The sequence below is a fragment of the Ruegeria sp. HKCCD7255 genome (assembly GCF_013031565.1).
Taxonomy (GTDB): domain Bacteria; phylum Pseudomonadota; class Alphaproteobacteria; order Rhodobacterales; family Rhodobacteraceae; genus Ruegeria.
Genome location: NZ_WQAG01000001.1, coordinates 498,111 through 513,011, shown reverse-complemented (window position 1 = coordinate 513,011; position 14,901 = coordinate 498,111). Strand labels below are relative to the sequence as shown.

15 protein-coding genes and 1 tRNA gene are annotated in these 14,901 nt (G+C 54.5%); 9 read left to right on the top strand and 7 right to left on the bottom strand.

Annotation, left to right across the window (positions count from 1 at the left end):
- Nucleotides 1–39: 39 nt before the first annotated feature.
- The 3 genes from petA to GOX45_RS02445 are packed head-to-tail and all read left to right on the top strand — an operon-like array spanning nucleotide 40 to nucleotide 2,773.
- Nucleotides 40–624: a ubiquinol-cytochrome c reductase iron-sulfur subunit gene (petA, locus tag GOX45_RS02455; RefSeq protein WP_171097619.1), complete on the top strand. Its 585-nt coding sequence runs from the start codon at nucleotides 40–42 to the stop codon at nucleotides 622–624.
- A gap of 14 nt (nucleotides 625–638) precedes the next feature.
- A complete protein-coding gene (petB, locus tag GOX45_RS02450; protein WP_171097617.1) occupies nucleotides 639–1,970 on the top strand; it encodes a cytochrome b in 1,332 nt (443 codons plus the stop codon).
- Nucleotides 1,971–1,987: 17 nt separating this feature from the next.
- A complete protein-coding gene (locus tag GOX45_RS02445; RefSeq protein WP_171097615.1) occupies nucleotides 1,988–2,773 on the top strand; it encodes a cytochrome c1 in 786 nt (261 codons plus the stop codon).
- Between the two features lie 141 nt (nucleotides 2,774–2,914).
- On the opposite strand, the gene mtaB is transcribed toward GOX45_RS02445, so the two are convergent.
- Both mtaB and dapF read right to left on the bottom strand, forming a co-directional pair.
- The gene (mtaB, locus tag GOX45_RS02440; RefSeq protein ID WP_171097613.1) at nucleotides 2,915–4,171 is read right to left on the bottom strand and encodes a tRNA (N(6)-L-threonylcarbamoyladenosine(37)-C(2))-methylthiotransferase MtaB; all 1,257 of its coding nucleotides are present in this window, start codon (nucleotides 4,169–4,171) and stop codon (nucleotides 2,915–2,917) included.
- Entirely contained in the window at nucleotides 4,168–5,010 is an 843-nt protein-coding gene (gene dapF, locus GOX45_RS02435; RefSeq protein WP_171098138.1) for a diaminopimelate epimerase, read from the bottom strand. The genes mtaB and dapF overlap by 4 nt, the downstream gene beginning before the upstream one ends.
- A gap of 210 nt (nucleotides 5,011–5,220) precedes the next feature.
- Between dapF and GOX45_RS02430 the strand changes: the two genes are divergently transcribed.
- The 3 genes from GOX45_RS02430 to GOX45_RS21940 all read left to right on the top strand — a co-directional run bounded on the left by GOX45_RS02430 (nucleotide 5,221) and on the right by GOX45_RS21940 (nucleotide 6,560).
- Nucleotides 5,221–5,296, top strand: a tRNA-Lys gene (locus tag GOX45_RS02430).
- A 134-nt stretch (nucleotides 5,297–5,430) separates the two neighbouring features.
- A complete protein-coding gene (locus tag GOX45_RS02425; protein ID WP_171097611.1) occupies nucleotides 5,431–6,198 on the top strand; it encodes a hypothetical protein in 768 nt (255 codons plus the stop codon).
- A 26-nt stretch (nucleotides 6,199–6,224) separates the two neighbouring features.
- On the top strand, nucleotides 6,225–6,560 hold the full coding sequence (locus GOX45_RS21940; RefSeq protein WP_217350245.1) for a hypothetical protein: 336 nt from the start codon (nucleotides 6,225–6,227) through the stop codon (nucleotides 6,558–6,560).
- Here GOX45_RS21940 and GOX45_RS02420 read toward each other — a convergent pair.
- The gene (locus GOX45_RS02420; protein ID WP_254445907.1) at nucleotides 6,548–7,357 is read right to left on the bottom strand and encodes a site-specific integrase; all 810 of its coding nucleotides are present in this window, start codon (nucleotides 7,355–7,357) and stop codon (nucleotides 6,548–6,550) included. The two genes, GOX45_RS21940 and GOX45_RS02420, sit on opposite strands and share 13 nt — an antisense overlap.
- Before the next feature lie 756 nt (nucleotides 7,358–8,113).
- Here GOX45_RS02420 and GOX45_RS02415 point away from each other — a divergent pair.
- Nucleotides 8,114–8,314, top strand: a complete 201-nt coding sequence (locus GOX45_RS02415; RefSeq protein WP_171098137.1) for a multicopper oxidase domain-containing protein — start codon at nucleotides 8,114–8,116, stop codon at nucleotides 8,312–8,314.
- Nucleotides 8,315–8,752: 438 nt separating this feature from the next.
- Nucleotides 8,753–10,057, top strand: coding sequence for a hypothetical protein (locus tag GOX45_RS02410; protein WP_171097609.1), 1,305 nt, complete (start codon nucleotides 8,753–8,755; stop codon nucleotides 10,055–10,057).
- 753 nt (nucleotides 10,058–10,810) lie between these two features.
- On the opposite strand, the gene GOX45_RS02405 is transcribed toward GOX45_RS02410, so the two are convergent.
- Nucleotides 10,811–11,623, bottom strand: coding sequence for a hypothetical protein (locus GOX45_RS02405; protein WP_171097607.1), 813 nt, complete (start codon nucleotides 11,621–11,623; stop codon nucleotides 10,811–10,813).
- Between the two features lie 68 nt (nucleotides 11,624–11,691).
- Here GOX45_RS02405 and GOX45_RS02400 point away from each other — a divergent pair, with 68 nt between their 5' ends.
- Nucleotides 11,692–12,183, top strand: coding sequence for a hypothetical protein (locus tag GOX45_RS02400; protein ID WP_171097605.1), 492 nt, complete (start codon nucleotides 11,692–11,694; stop codon nucleotides 12,181–12,183).
- 640 nt (nucleotides 12,184–12,823) lie between these two features.
- On the opposite strand, the gene GOX45_RS02395 is transcribed toward GOX45_RS02400, so the two are convergent.
- The 3 genes from GOX45_RS02395 to GOX45_RS02385 all read right to left on the bottom strand — a co-directional run bounded on the left by GOX45_RS02395 (nucleotide 12,824) and on the right by GOX45_RS02385 (nucleotide 14,839).
- On the bottom strand, nucleotides 12,824–13,147 hold the full coding sequence (locus GOX45_RS02395) for a 5-aminolevulinate synthase (protein WP_171097603.1): 324 nt from the start codon (nucleotides 13,145–13,147) through the stop codon (nucleotides 12,824–12,826).
- Nucleotides 13,148–13,163: 16 nt separating this feature from the next.
- Complete coding sequence (locus tag GOX45_RS02390) at nucleotides 13,164–13,565, bottom strand: LCCL domain-containing protein (protein ID WP_171097601.1); 402 nt, start codon at nucleotides 13,563–13,565, stop codon at nucleotides 13,164–13,166.
- A 122-nt stretch (nucleotides 13,566–13,687) separates the two neighbouring features.
- Entirely contained in the window at nucleotides 13,688–14,839 is a 1,152-nt protein-coding gene (locus GOX45_RS02385; RefSeq protein WP_171097599.1) for an acyl-CoA dehydrogenase family protein, read from the bottom strand.
- Nucleotides 14,840–14,901 lie beyond the last annotated feature (62 nt).

The window sequence follows — 14,901 nt, the reverse complement described above, 5'->3', positions numbered from 1 at the left end:
TTGCCCGTTCGCGGGCGCCAGACAATCGGAGAAAACCTCGTGTCCCACGCAGAAGACCACGAAGGCACCCGCAGAGATTTCCTGTATTACGTCGCTGGCGGTGCAGGTGTCGTGACTGCCGGTGCAGCCGTATGGCCCCTGATCAACCAGATGAACCCGTCGGCAGACGTTCAGGCGCTGTCCTCGATCCGCACCGATGTGAGCGGGGTTGAGCCGGGCACACAGTTGACCGTTAAGTGGCTGGGCAAGCCCGTGTTTATCCGTCACCGCACCGGTGCCGAGATTGCCGAGGCGCAAAAGCAGGATGAAGAGGCTGTTGGTGATCTGCCGGACCCTCTGGCCCGGAACTTCAACCTGAACGCCGATGCTCCTGCGACCGACGCCAATCGCGTCATGCCGTCGCCCGAAGGGGAAGCGCCCGGAGCTTGGATCGTTCAGATGGGCGTGTGCACGCATCTGGGCTGTGTGCCCTTGGGTGATGCCGGAGATTTCGGCGGCTGGTTCTGCCCCTGCCACGGGTCGCACTATGACCTGGCGGGCCGGATCCGCAAAGGCCCCGCGCCCGAGAACCTGCCTGTTCCGCCTGCGGAATGGGTCGACAACACCACTATCAAACTCGGCTAAGGGAGACCCAACTGATGTCCGGAATTCCCCACGATCATTACGAGCCGAAAACAGGTGGCGAAAAGTGGCTGAACAGCCGTTTGCCCATCGTCGGCCTGATTTACGATACCATCATGATCCCCACCCCCAAGAACCTGAACTGGTGGTGGATCTGGGGCATCGTTCTGGCGTTCTGCCTGGCGTTGCAAATTGTCACCGGTATCGTGCTGGTGATGCATTATACGCCGCATGTTGATCTGGCCTTTGCCAGTGTCGAACACATCATGCGCAACGTGAATGGTGGCTATATGCTGCGCTACCTGCACCAGAACGGCGCGTCGCTGTTCTTTGTCGCGGTGTATATCCACATCTTCCGCGGCCTTTACTACGGCTCCTACAAAGCCCCGCGTGAGATCACCTGGATCATCGGGATGCTGATTTACCTGATGATGATGGGCACGGCCTTTATGGGTTACGTTCTGCCTTGGGGTCAGATGTCCTTCTGGGGTGCGACCGTGATCACCGGCCTGTTTGGCGCGATCCCGTTTGTGGGTGAGGCGATCCAGACCTGGCTGCTGGGCGGACCCGCCGTGGACAACGCCACACTGAACCGCTTCTTTTCGCTGCACTACCTGCTGCCGTTTGTAATTGCGGCGCTGGTGATCGTGCATATCTGGGCCTTCCACACCACTGGCAACAACAACCCGACAGGTGTTGAAGTGCGTCGTGGATCGAAAGCCGAGGCCGAGAAAGACACCCTGCCGTTCTGGCCCTATTTCGTGATCAAAGACCTGTTCGCGCTGGCCGTGATCCTGGTTGTCTTCTGGGCAATTGTCGGCTTCATGCCGAACTATCTGGGTCACCCCGATAACTATATCGAGGCCAACCCGCTGGTGACACCGGCGCATATCGTGCCCGAATGGTACTTCCTGCCCTTCTACGCAATCCTGCGCGCCTTTACCGGTGAGGTTTGGGTTGTGCAATTCGCCAGCTTCATCACCGGTGGCATCATCGACGCCAAGTTCTTTGGGGTTCTGGCGATGTTCGGTGCGATCCTGGCCATGGCGCTAGCACCGTGGCTGGACACTTCGAATGTGCGCTCGGGTCAGTATCGTCCGATGTTCAAATGGTGGTTCTACCTGCTGATCATCGACTTCTTTGCCCTGATGTGGCTGGGTGCGATGCCCGCGGAAGAGCCTTATGCAACCTTCTCGCTGATCGCATCGGCCTATTGGTTCGCGTATTTCTTCGTAATCCTGCCCGTCTTGGGCGTGATCGAGAAACCGCTGCCACAGCCCGAGACCATCGAAGACGACTTCAACGCGCATTATGGCAAGGCTGACGCCGACGCCACGCCGGCCGAGTAAGAAGAGGGACCGGAAACATGTTCAAGAAACTTGCAATCGGCGCCGCGTTTGCTCTGGCTCTTTCACCTGCTGCTTCTTTCGCGGCAGGTGCCGAGGGGCATATCGAGGATTTCGACTTCTCGTTCGAAGGCCCCTTTGGCACTTGGGATCAGAACCAGCTGCAACGCGGACTTCAGATCTATACCGAGGTCTGCGCGGCTTGCCACGGCCTTCAATACGTGCCTTTGCGCGATCTGGAAGCGCTGGGTTACAGCGAAGAGCAGGTCATCGTCTATGCAGCGGACAACTTCGAAGTGTTCGATCCGGAGTTGGACGATTTCCGCCCGGCGATTCCAACCGACCACTTCCCGGCGAACACTGCTGTTGGCGCACCCGACCTGAGCCTGATGGCCAAGGCGCGTGCCGGGTTCCACGGGCCTTATGGTCTGGGTATCAACCAGTTGGTCAAAGGCATGGGAGGTGCGGAATACATCGCATCGCTGCTGGATGGCTACACCGGCAAGGAAAAGGAAGAAGCGGGCACGATCCTGTACGAGAACACCGCATTCCCGGGCGGCTGGATCTCGATGGGGCCGCCGCTGTCGGATGAACAGGTTGAGTTTGCTGACGGCCACTCGAATTCGGTCGAACATATGTCCGAAGACGTAGCGGCTTTCCTGATGTGGGCGGCCGAGCCCAAGATGATGGATCGCAAGAATGCTGGTTTTGTCGGCGTTATCTTCCTGTCTGTCCTGTCGGTACTTCTCTACCTGGTCAACAAGCGCATCTGGGCGCCGCACAAGGGCAAAGCCCGCAAGGACTAGGGTCACCCAAAGCAGAGAAATCGAAACCCCCGCACCGAAAGGCTGCGGGGGTTTCTTATTCTATAATGGTCGGAGGTTCGGCCCTCCTCTTGGTCTGCGACCAACTCACCCACCGGATATGTTGGCCCGATGAAGCGCCGATCAGGCAGTCAGTTGGGTTTCGTTCTGCCCGATGATCTTTGTTGTAACGATCTGTCCTTCGGGCTGGGGCGCTGCAAAACTGACTTCGGTGAATTGTTCCGTGCGACCGATATGGGGGTTTTCCATCAGGATGTGATGGGTTTTGCCGATTTGACCGGCGAGATGCTTGGCGACCTGTTCCGTTCCAGCGGCGCGCAAGCGCGCTGCACGGGACTTGATGGTCTTGCCATTCACCTGCTGCGGGATCCGCGCGGCGGGTGTGCCCTCGCGTTTCGAATAGGGGAAGACATGCAGCCAGGTCAGGTTGCAGTCAGTGATCAGGCGCAGCGAGTTTTCGAAATGCGCCTCGGACTCGGTTGGGAAGCCCGCGATGATGTCCGCGCCAAAGGTCATGTCGGGACGCAGTTTGCGGGCCTCTTCGGTAAAGCGGATGGCATCATCGCGCAAGTGACGGCGTTTCATCCGTTTCAGGATCAGATCATCGCCATGCTGCAACGACAGGTGCAGATGCGGCATCAGGCGCGGCTCGGTTGCGATAGCCTGCATCAGGTTCTCATCCACTTCGATTGAGTCAATCGAGCTGATGCGCAGACGCGGCAGATCCGGCACCAGTTTCAGGATACGCATCACCAGATCGCCCAACTTTGGCTGCGCGGGCAGGTCTGAGCCCCAGGAGGTCAGGTCAACGCCAGTCAGAACCACCTCGTTATAGCCCTTGTCCACCAGTCGTTTGATCTGATCCACGACCACGCCTGCGGCGACGCTGCGTGAGTTGCCACGGCCGTAGGGGATTATGCAGAAGGTGCAGCGATGGTCACAACCGTTTTGAACCTGCACATAAGCGCGCGAGCGGGTGCCGAACCCATCAATCAAATGGCCTGCGGTTTCAGTGACGGACATGATGTCATCAACCTGCACGGCCTCGGTTTCGCCGATGAAATCCGCGGCGAGGCCCGTCCAGGTGTCTGGCTGCATCTTCTCGGTGTTGCCGATGACCGCGTCAACCTCGACCATGGCCGCAAAGGTTTCAGGTTCGGTCTGGGCGGCGCAGCCGGTCACGATTAGGCGTGCATCAGGGTTTTCGCGGCGCAGCTTGCGAATCTCCTGCCGCGCTTTGCGGACCGCTTCGGCGGTCACGGCGCAGGTGTTCACCACCACGGCGTTTGACAGTCCGGACTGCTGCGACAGCTCTTTCATCGCCTCGGTCTCATAGGCGTTCAGGCGGCAGCCCAAGGTAGTGAATTTGGGCGCGTTCATCCCAGCGACCTCAGGAACTCGGGCGTCAGGTTGCCGGAGAAGACATGGCGCGTCGGGCCCGTCATCCAGACACCATCCTCACGCCAGTCGACCCAGATAGAGCCGCCATCCAGTTCAATACGTACATTCCGCCCTGTCAGGCCGCGTCGGGCGGCAGCAACGGTCGTCGCGCAGGACGACGAGCCAGAGGCCAGAGTGATACCCACACCGCGTTCCCAAACACGCATGCGGATATGGTCCGGCCCGATGATCTGCGCCACCTGAACATTGGTGCGTTGGGGGTAGAGCGGGTGATGTTCATAGCGCGCACCAAATTCGGCCAGCGGAATCGCCTCGGCGTCTTCGACAAAGAAGGTACAATGCGGATTGCCCATGCCGGTGGCGGTCGGCGCGCCCTCGATCGGTAGCTCTAGCGTATCCATCTGTTCGGCCAGCGGGATCTGCTGCCAGTCCAGCTGTGGCGCACCCATATTGACCGCTGTAAGCCCATCACCTGCGTCGCGCGCATAGAGCGTGCCCCGTTCGGTGGTGAGCGTCAGCTCGGATTTGCCACTTTCAGTCATCAGGAAGCGCGCGATGCAGCGCGTGGCATTGCCGCAGGCCGCCGAGGTTGACCCATCGGCGTTGAAAAAGACCAGATGCGCGTCCGCGTCACCGGGTTCGATCACAGCAAGCTGATCAAACCCGACGCCAAATTGCCGATGCCCGATTCCCTTGGCCAGCGCAGGCGTCACGCCAACCGGATGCGCGCGCGCATCAACGACAACAAAGTCGTTGCCCAGCCCGTGCATCTTCATGAACGGCAAATTGTTTTCCATAATTCCTTGCATGGCGGGCATATAACCCTGCCCGAGAACGGAATCCACCCTGCCACGCAGATTCCTGAAAAAAGGGGTTGACCCCCCCGCGCCACCTGCCTAATTAGGCCGCCTATCGGGACGCCTGACACAGCAATGAGTTGGGCGAAACGAGGCGCAAAAATGGGTCTTGAACCTGCACAGGGAAATACCTTAGAGAGCGCCACGGATCGCACAGATCCAAACAAGAGTGGGCCGTTAGCTCAGTTGGTAGAGCAACTGACTTTTAATCAGTGGGTCGCAGGTTCGAATCCTGCACGGCTCACCACTTTTTTCAAAGACTTACGAGACGATCTCGCGCCTGACACTCAAGTCGGGTAAGCGTAGGGTAAGCATAGATGCCGATTTTTCCTTTTACATTCGCCCGAGGGTTGCAGAACTCTGCAGACAAGGGAGGAACTGATGGGACACATCAGGCTTGGCACGTTGCCTCGGTCCAGGAAGTGGCGCGAGGTCGTTGATCTGATTGCAACCGATGCGTCGGTAGAAGAGATCGCCGAGGCGGCGGCTGATGCATCCGACAAAGATCTCTCGCGCGCGAGTCGTGACCCTAGGTTTCAGTTTGTAAGTGATCTCCTCGTGAGGCTGCCTTTGCTTGCAAGGGCTCCGGGCTTCGAAGGCGCTTTGGCTGACTTGGGCATTGCGACGTCGGAACTCAGTTCAGTGACCGGCTTGCTGGCCGGTTTGGATCGTGCCATTGATCGCAACAGCTTCGATCTCCGAAGTTCCTCTGATGCAGGAGAATTGGCGAAGGTCGCGCTCTTGGAAAGCCTTTCCGTTCAGCTGCACGACCGGTTGCCATCCCTGTTTGAACCTACACCGCAAGAAATTCGCCAAGCACTCGCGAGCTTCGCCTCGGGCGATGCATTTGCGAGACTCGCGCGGGATTTCTTTGCCCGGCTGACATACCGCTCGCTAGACTACTATCTGAGCCGGGAACTCGCCAATCACACTGGCGAGGATCGACGCTTTTCTACCGATGCACAGCGAGTGACATTTCAAAAAGCCCTCGCCCAGCACACATTTGAAGTGTCTAGAATTGTCGAAGAATATGCGGGCGGCTGGTATGGCAAAACCGTCTGGCAGAAGCAGGCGCTTGATCGCGATGCAATAGACAAGTTCACAGCTTTCGCGTTAGTTGAAAAAACGAGAAAGAGCAACGACCGCTGACCATAGAAATCGACAAAACCTCACGTTTGGTTTTGATCGGCGAACATATTGAGCTTAAGAAAAACGCCACAGTGGATCTGTTGATCGTTTTGGCTGAAGAGTGGCTCCGTGCAGCAGGCAAAGGTCTCGAACCTTTGGAGTATCCCTGCTTGAAGTCGGGCGACCTCGTCGAAAAATTAGGCGTTGAAACCGACGAAGTCGTTAGGCGGAGAATACTGACCGCGCGAAGGACGATTGCAAAGAGATTCGAGTCCGCTGGTCTGTCAGTTGATAGGCCCGAAGAGTTGATCGAAAATCTCTCTTGGAACGGATACCGGCTTGCTCCCGAACGCGTAGTCGTTCGGGTGCGCTACCGGAGCTGATCATTCATCAATAACCCGTCCTCGTCTGGCAACGGTCCACGGCGGCGATACCGCCGCATCAGTTCGACCTGACGACCATGTGAAACGGAGCCATAGGAGCTGAACGTCGTCATCACGTCGTTGTGTCCCATGTTCTGCGACCAGGCTTTGTAATCCTCTGGTGTCCTGCAGTGAAGTTTTGCCAGCTCTGCGATCGTATCTCGCACGCGGTGCGGCGAAAATGGTGGCAGCCCGGCGTTGACGAAAGCTTGCTTGAAGATCCTGGCCGCTGACGACGGGCCCGCCCACGGCTCGCGCGCGATACCTACTGCCTCAAAGCGTCTGGACGGGCCAACAGCGACGCGCGTCTTTGGGAACAGAGGATCCATGTCCGAGAAAAGATGGTCCTGACGAAGCTCTCTGATCCAGTCTAGCAGAATCCTTTCGACATCATCACCGAAGGGAAAGAAACTGGTCGTGAAGGACTTTCCAAACTTTGTATCCACGGAACGGCCGTCAAACTGCACGCATTTATTGGCTAGATCGACATGACGCAGCTGCACGGTGATGGCGGCACCTTCACGTGATCCGGTCAAGAAAAGGAAGGCGATCAGGGCGCGGTCACGGCGCTGGACCACTGTTTCTGCAGGCACGATGGACAAAAGGTGATTTACTTGTTCATGGGACGGATGCGGCTTCCACAGGGTGCTTCGACGGGCCTGTTCCGATTTGCGATCCGGCGTGAGATAGGCAATGTCCGCGCGCGAGATCCTGGACTTGTACCCCGGTTGGTCCGCCATCCAGTCAAAAAGCTTCATGACATCGCGCAACACTCCGTTGATCGTAGCTTCCGACAGTGGCGCGCCCGTTCGTTCATTGCGCAGAGCTTGCAGATGGCGTTTGAACGCGCGGGCCGTTCTGAATGGAACGCCCTGTAGTCCTTACCTTTGAGCCATCTGTCATAGATGGCAATCGATGCTGCAGCTTTGTCGATCGAAGATTGCGACAGCCCCTTTGCGTCCTTCAGCCAGACGAGGTGTTTGCGCTTGATGCGCAGTTTATCCGAGGTGTGTTTTGACATGGGTCTCGGGCTCCTCTTTCAAGGTCACTTTTGAATGGGGTTCGGTACAGGACACTAATGGATGCCTCCGTATTCGACTGGCGCAAAAGCGACGAGTATCCTACGCTGTTCACCCGGCTCAAGTCCAAGTCCTTAATGACGTGTTCACACCAACCAACGCCGAATTGGACTGGGCACGCCGCGTGATAGAGGCCGCCGAAACTGCCGCAGAACGGGGGGAAGGCATCTTCCAGGTTGATGGTCAGATGATTGATCTGCCGCTCGTGATCCGTGCACAGAATATGATCGCTAGAACTTGAATGGCGCGGACCAAAGCCGGCTTTCTAAGAGTTGGAAGCGGGTTAAGTGCGCAAAACAGACTTTAGAAGCGGAACATAGAACGGTAAGCTGTCCGCTTGGCGGATGTTCAGTGAAATCCACCCAATGTCTGCTCTGCGGACTTTCCGGACTCGTGCAGCCGCAGCGAGTGCGATCGGTGAAGTAAGCTACTGGTATCCACGGACATCATTTTACTGTTCTGTCACGCAACGGTGTTTCTGCCCCTTACAAAGACCTACGGGACACCGTTCTCATCCTTGCTGATGAAACTGTCGAGCTGGCTTTCGTCGCGGACAATCCTGGCAAATGGATGATCCACTGTCATATGTTGTCACATCAGGCGACTGGGATGATGGATTGGTTCGAAGTCGCTTAATCATATGAACCCTAGGTCTGCATCGCGGAAATTGAATAGTTCAGTGACGAATGTCCGCTCCGGGCTGGAACTGTTGAATGAACCTGCTGCATTTCGGCGGCAGGACAAACGCATCTGAGATCCTCAGCGAACCTATCACAGTTTGATGTTTGTAATACTTAGTTAAACATAGTTCCGTCCGCTTTATCCGCCCCTCATGCGTTAATGAATTTATCCAAGCCCAAAACAGTGTCCGATTTCGACACGATTCCCGATGCTATCGGTTGAATTCGAATGAGTTGCACGGAAATTTCAACCGCTAAGTGAAACTGACATGCAGTTCTTAATCGGAGGATTCATTGGAATTGTTGTTTTCGTTTTATTTTAGTGCATTCGAAGGTATGAATACCTTCAATGGTCACGTATTTTTGCTAGTTCAAGTATTTGCGCAGGTCAGCAATGGAAGGACCTCTTTCGAAGAAGAAACTGATCAGGCTGGCCAAGCAGATCAATGCGGGCGAGCGGATCAGCGCAGAAGTCGCTGCGCTGTTTCTGGATCACAGCTTTCCCGACAATACATCTTTCGGAAGATTCATGCTCCGGGTTGCAGCATGGATTTCTTTATTCTTCGCTTCTGTTCTGGTCATTTTTCCCGAGGTAGGTGAGAAACTGATCGAGATCCTGCCCGGCTTTTTTCTTCTTCCCGAACGGCTGGCCAAAGCGCTCGACTATCTATGGGGGTTGGTTGGCAAACCGGTTAAAAAACAGCATCTTATGTACCACCTACCAAACATTATTATTTACGCTTTTGGCGTTGCCGGGGTCCGGTTGCTTTGGCGGAAAATCCACAAGAACAACTGGAAAGATCAAGTAGAAGAGGCTCGCAAAAAATTAGAAACCGCAGTTGTCGAGGGAACGGGACGCTTTGACTTCGCACCTGGGTTTTCGTTTCTCTTTGCCGGCGACGGCGACCGGATCGCAAAAAGTCTGGTTTTGGATGATCCCACGCTCGGACCAACAATCTCTTCTGTACGTCCTAACTATTCGCCGCTATGGGGGCGCTTTTCGGCTCTAGATGGTGAAGACGGATTTGAAAAAGTTCTAGACCAGTTCAATGCAAAGGATGCGGGCGAATATGTACTTTTCCCCGTCGTTGACGATCATTTGTTCCTACCGGGACCCGAGGAATACGACACTCCGCCTTATCGCGTCGAGATTGCTGTTCGACGAATCCGGGAATTTGAGAAATCGCAGGACTGGAAAAAAAAACGTATCCTCATTGTCGGAGATCGAGAACAAACGAGCCGTTTTGTAACTGCCTCGGAAAACGGGATTGTCGAATCCGAGATCGATCGGGTCACGCTGAACTCAATTGCGCGGACATATGAGAATGTGACACTGGTCGACCCAACCGATGTGACTTTGCAAAAGATCATCGAAGTCGCAGATGGCAGGCAGATACTGTTTAGGGCATCAGTGCGAGGAGACGAAAAATACCGCGCGGCCTTCTATCATCGATTGGCTTTGCTTGGTTATAAACCTGCGCGTGAGGGCAGCCTTACCGTCGGTTACGATGTGACCGACCTGGAAACCGAACACCAGATTGTTGCTAAAGGTCATTCGGATTATTTGCCGGTCATACTGTCCCGAGAAGTGTTCGATCTGTTGTCCGAACGATATCTGTCTCAAGGTCAATTCATCTTCGTTCCTCAATTGATCAAGAAAGAGCTTCAAAAGCTGGTCGCAACCGACAAGTTTGAATAGCGACAACCGCGGCCAATTTGCCATGCGTGCCCAACTGTTTTGTGCTTCTAGCTCGTTAGATCGCAACGGAGTTTTACCCCTATCGAAAGACTGAACTAAATTGACAGGTAATCAAGGCAATAAGCGTCTTAGAGGGTAACGCACAGGGGCTGCCAACATACCTCATTTGTGTTAATGTGGAGCTTTCGTAATTCGAAGCTGCGCGTGTCTTGCTTCTGGGTCTCATTTCGACCAGAAATCCCGAACCGGAACATTGGCAGGCAAAGTCAACCTGTGGTTTTTCCCGCCCTCCAGCCACTCCCGGTACCGCGCGAACCCTATTTAGACGGGGAGTTAACCTAGTTTGATCGCATTACACGTTTGCTCTCAAGACCAACGGACAATGTACATCGGCAAAATTGCAACGTTATAGCGTAGTTGCTTATGGAGGTGATTTTAATCAGCTGCCCCGAGTCGATTACCATCAGATAAGATCAACGCGGGGCTGTAGGAAAATGCTAGGTAATCAAAGAGATGAACGCACTCAGTACGTGAAACATTCTGATATTCCGATCCTTGCCGATTTATGTATCCAAATTGGACATTAGATGGTTCCAACTGCTTCAAAAGTCGGAGCACGCAACGCGTCACTGTTTTTTGCCGAACGACCGTATTGAGTCCAACTCAGTCGTTTTTCAAATCAGCGCTCTTACAAGTGGCGGTTCAAAACGATATTGAGCTTACTGGTTGTTGTTGGACAGGAGCGGTCTCGACTTAGAACCGAAGACCGAAACCTACCGAAAAACCGGAAAATTCTTCAGCAACTACACCGTTTAACATTATACGTCCCGCTTCAACGGCCGGTAGGCCGGTCAAACGAGTATCAATCTCAAGTCCGATACCGGCCGTTGCTAGCCAATCGGTATCAAGAACGGTTGCACTGTCACCGTGATACAGCACAACGCCAGCATCCAGAACAAGTTGCGTTGGGAGTTCGAAGATTTTGACGTCTTCCAGCGGATAGCGATGACGTGAGAACAGGGTTGTTTGATTAGAACTCGCGCTTGCGTTCCCAGCCTGCGGCTCGTTGATCGGGTCAAACTCCAAGAAAGTTTGGCGGATGCGATATTCTGCCTGCCACCGTCCAATTTGTGCCTCTCTGAAAATGCTAAGCGAAGCCCCAATGCCGAATGCATTCAAATTTCCATCGATCAATTCGTTGGAGCTGGATCCCGACCGCAACAATGGAAAGTCGCCAAGAATGGCATCAGCAGTTACTTGGCCAAGTGAGGCATGTCCGACCGGTCGGATCTTCCACTCATTAACCAATGGAAACTCCCAGCCGATGCCTACAGTTGCTGCCACACTGGACCAAGTTACATCCAACTCAGTACCGGAGGCGATCTCTGGGAAAAAGAGTACTGGATTATACTTTTGATAGGCAACAAGACCTTCTAAATACAGCCCGTTTCCAAACGGCTTGTAGCCTCCTCGCAGCTGCGTCGAGCGTAGACTCTTGGTACCTCCGGAAGCATCAAGAAATGAAAACGACGATAAAGTCTCGTTTGGGGTGGCAGCGATACTCAAGACAGACAAAGCCGCTCGTGCAGCAGCCTCGGAGGCGTCAGGATTTACGCTTTGAGCAAGGGACGGATTTGTCGTATTTGCTGCCCAAAACGCAGCGAAGGCAAGGAACCGTCTCAACATATGAGCTTATTAACCAAAAGAAGGCAAAGCGATGTCTCGCAATCCTAGCATTTCTCGGACAAGAATGCCGCGCCTTTTTCGACATTTGTTTTGATTTTATTCAAATTGGTCCCGGTTATGAAGTTCTAAGAAAAACCGTTCCCGTTCTTTATTGGTTTATAAGCCAATTTCGCCGATCGATGGTGCCGGAAACAAACGACAGCTTTGTCCGCGAAGCCGGGCGTTGCCCTTGGAATCATCGCCGCATCTTGCCTGAACATCCGCATTTCCTTCAACCGTGCAGTGGAAGGGATGCGGCGGCGCAGCGGTTCGTTATGCTGCGACCGCGCGCAAAGATTTCGCGGTTGGTCCGCTCTGGGCTCACAACGGCCATTCGCTGCGGAGCGGCACCCACAGACTGGAACAACGGCAGCTTTGGGCTCGGTGCAGACGTTCAGTGATTTCAGCCCGATGCCCGCAATGCGGACAAAGCTGACGTTGGACTTGGCGCCGGGTTACTTGCCTAAGCGAACCTCTAGCGCAATCCTTTTGAGCCTATCTCGTAGAAAGATTACTGCTGACGTGGCTGAAATTGAAATATCGCGACGAAGCTGAATAACTTCCGCCTCATAGATATCTGATGCTTCGGAAACGATGCCTTCCTTGAGCAAGCGGTAGACCTTCTCTCCATACCTACGCATTTCTTCGTGTTGAGCAAAAAGAGCTTTGCCTGCTTTTTTTCCTTATCAGTGAGCACTGTGCTTCTTGCGATTGCTTGAGAGGCCGCAATCCCTTCGGACTTGGATTCCTCCAAGGCATTGTAAAGACGAACTGTCCACGCAGATACTTCTGTACCTTGGTTGTTGTAACTGAACTCCCAATCATACTCGGCACCCATGATCGAGACACTCTGCCAAAAAGAGATATCTTCACTGAGGCGAAGCAACGTCGCGAAATGCGCTATGTCCGTAGAAAACGCTGCTATCTCCTGCTCCGCGTCATTTGCGTCTCTTGGTTGTGCCGCCAGTGGCGTTGATGAAAGAAACTAGAGTGCCAAACAAACAGATAGAAATCTCATCCGAGAGCCTCGCCTCAGACCTGTCAGTGTGAGACAATCGCGAGCCCCGCGAATATGAGCGCGCCACCTGTCCAATCGCGCGGCTCTAGCCCTTCGCCGATGCTGTAGGCGTAGGCCAGTACGATCAGCGTCTCCAGCGCTATTATTATCAGATACAGTTCGGAAAGCGGGACTGCCCGCATCAGTACCACTTCGGATTGAGTAGCAGCCAGAAAACCCAAAATGATCAGCGCGAGCGCTACTGCCGTCCATTCGGCTGAGGCCAGTTTCATTCCGATTGTTGCAATGCCATAACCCGCTGCAGCCAAGACTGCCAAGGCCACTGGTTTCAACGTCTGAAATTCCATATATCAAATCCTTCTTCTAGCGCGCGACCTCCTCAACATCCCAAGTGTTGAATAGGCTTTTGCCCCAGTTCTCACTAGCCACGCCGTTTGCAATGGTTCCTTCAAAGCTGTCCTCAGGAGGTCGTGGAACCACGCGAACAGGTCCACCTTCCTGAGAGGTTACACCGGCGTGTATGGCCGCAATGCAGATGTTACTGACGGAATCGTAAGGACCGCTTCCATAGAGCTTGACGGTCCCTTCAGTTCTCGCGATCTCGGGAGTACACATGCACTCAAACGGCTCACCCGGTGGTTCGTTGAGCACCCGATGCAGCGCAGGGCAGTCAGGCAATGCCGTGTCCGCAGTTGAATGATCAGCCAAAATCGAGAGGCTTGCTGCGGAGGTGATTGCAAACACATGCTTAAATACTCGGCTCATATCTTAATTTAGCACAATTAGCGAAATTGGGCGAATTGGGATGCTGCTGAACGTCCGCTTTGCAAAAGATATGACGACAGGGGTAGCCCTGACGGCTGACGCTCTGCGGACAAAGCTGCCGCTTATTCTGCTACCATTTTCGCATTCGCAGGCTTGTCCACCGGGTCCAATCCGATGGACAAGCGGCCAGTAAAGAGTTGTTGACGTTTTTCGGTCATCGGATGGAACTGTGCCGCATGCACGTCTCTGAGAAGGCGCTCAATGCCTGTTTTTCGGAAAAAACCGGCGCCGCCTGAGACTTCCATCGCCTTCTCAGCGGCCGCGATCACGTGTTTTGCAACGATTGTCTTGCGTATGAGAACGGTGCTCGACAGGTCTTGGGATGGCTCGAAATCGAAATCGTTGGCAAGGCGTACCAGATCATCGCAAGCGAGCTGTGCTGTCGTCAGAAGGTTTTCCATTTCTCCAACGAGGAATGGTGTAACCGGGTCCCGCAGTCTTTTCCTGGCCTGAGCGCGAGCTATTGCGCAGGCGGCCTCTGCCGCGCCGACGTAAACCGACATGATCAGCGGCAGGGCAACCGTCAGGATAACGTTAAAAGCCGGGTGGAATTCGCCCTGTGTACGTTTCAGCGCTACCGCCTCCTCTGGTACGAATACCTCCTCGAAACGCACCGTTTGGGAGCCTGTTGCGCGCATTCCAAGAGTTTCCCAATCGTCAAGAAAAACCACTCCGTCCGCATTCGCTGGAACCGGAAAATGCAGAACTTGTGGCCCTTCTACCGGGTCGTCATGCGCCGCTGAAGTGACAAAGGCCGTGCCGACAGGCGATCCGCTTGTAAAGGGCTTTACCGCTGAGACGCGATAACCGCCTTCTACCTTTTGGGCATTGCCGTTGGACTCAAGCCAGTCGTTGGCGCCTGTCGAAATCAGGATGGCTTCAGCTCCTGCAACCTTTTCCAGCAGCGCTTTGCCCGGTCTTCCCGCCTGGTGATTAACGATCGCCGCGGCGACGAGGTGCTGGTGCATAGCAACGGCAAGTGCAGTGGAACTGCAGTGATGCGCCAGCGCGCGCAGGAAGGCGCACATTTCGCTGTGTGACGCGCCGCCACCGCCGAGGTCTTGCGGTATCTGGGCCGAAAAGACTTTTGCCTCTTTCAACTCATCATAGTTCTCCGCGACAAACTCGTCCGTCGAATCCAGTTCCGCAATCCGATCTGCAAATTTCGGCCCCAATGTTTCAACGAGTTCCTCAAGGTTAATGTTTTTTGACAATGTTGCGCCCTCCCAATCCGTGTAAGTTATAGCAATATAACACAAAGCGACGGATTCTCCGA

Bases quoted from the DNA above. Each gene is read 5' to 3' on its own strand.
- dapF (WP_171098138.1), bottom strand. From the start codon at position 5,010: ATGCCCGCCATGCAAGGAATTATGGAAAACAATTTGCCGTTCATGAAG.
- petB (WP_171097617.1), top strand. From the start codon at position 639: ATGTCCGGAATTCCCCACGATCATTACGAGCCGAAAACAGGTGGCGAA.
- GOX45_RS02425 (WP_171097611.1), top strand. From the start codon at position 5,431: ATGGGACACATCAGGCTTGGCACGTTGCCTCGGTCCAGGAAGTGGCGC.
- mtaB (WP_171097613.1), bottom strand. From the start codon at position 4,171: ATGAACGCGCCCAAATTCACTACCTTGGGCTGCCGCCTGAACGCCTAT.
- GOX45_RS02445 (WP_171097615.1), top strand. From the start codon at position 1,988: ATGTTCAAGAAACTTGCAATCGGCGCCGCGTTTGCTCTGGCTCTTTCA.
- GOX45_RS02420 (WP_254445907.1), bottom strand. From the start codon at position 7,357: ATGAAGCTTTTTGACTGGATGGCGGACCAACCGGGGTACAAGTCCAGG.
- GOX45_RS02390 (WP_171097601.1), bottom strand. From the start codon at position 13,565: ATGAGCCGAGTATTTAAGCATGTGTTTGCAATCACCTCCGCAGCAAGC.
- GOX45_RS02410 (WP_171097609.1), top strand. From the start codon at position 8,753: ATGGAAGGACCTCTTTCGAAGAAGAAACTGATCAGGCTGGCCAAGCAG.
- GOX45_RS02395 (WP_171097603.1), bottom strand. From the start codon at position 13,147: ATGGAATTTCAGACGTTGAAACCAGTGGCCTTGGCAGTCTTGGCTGCA.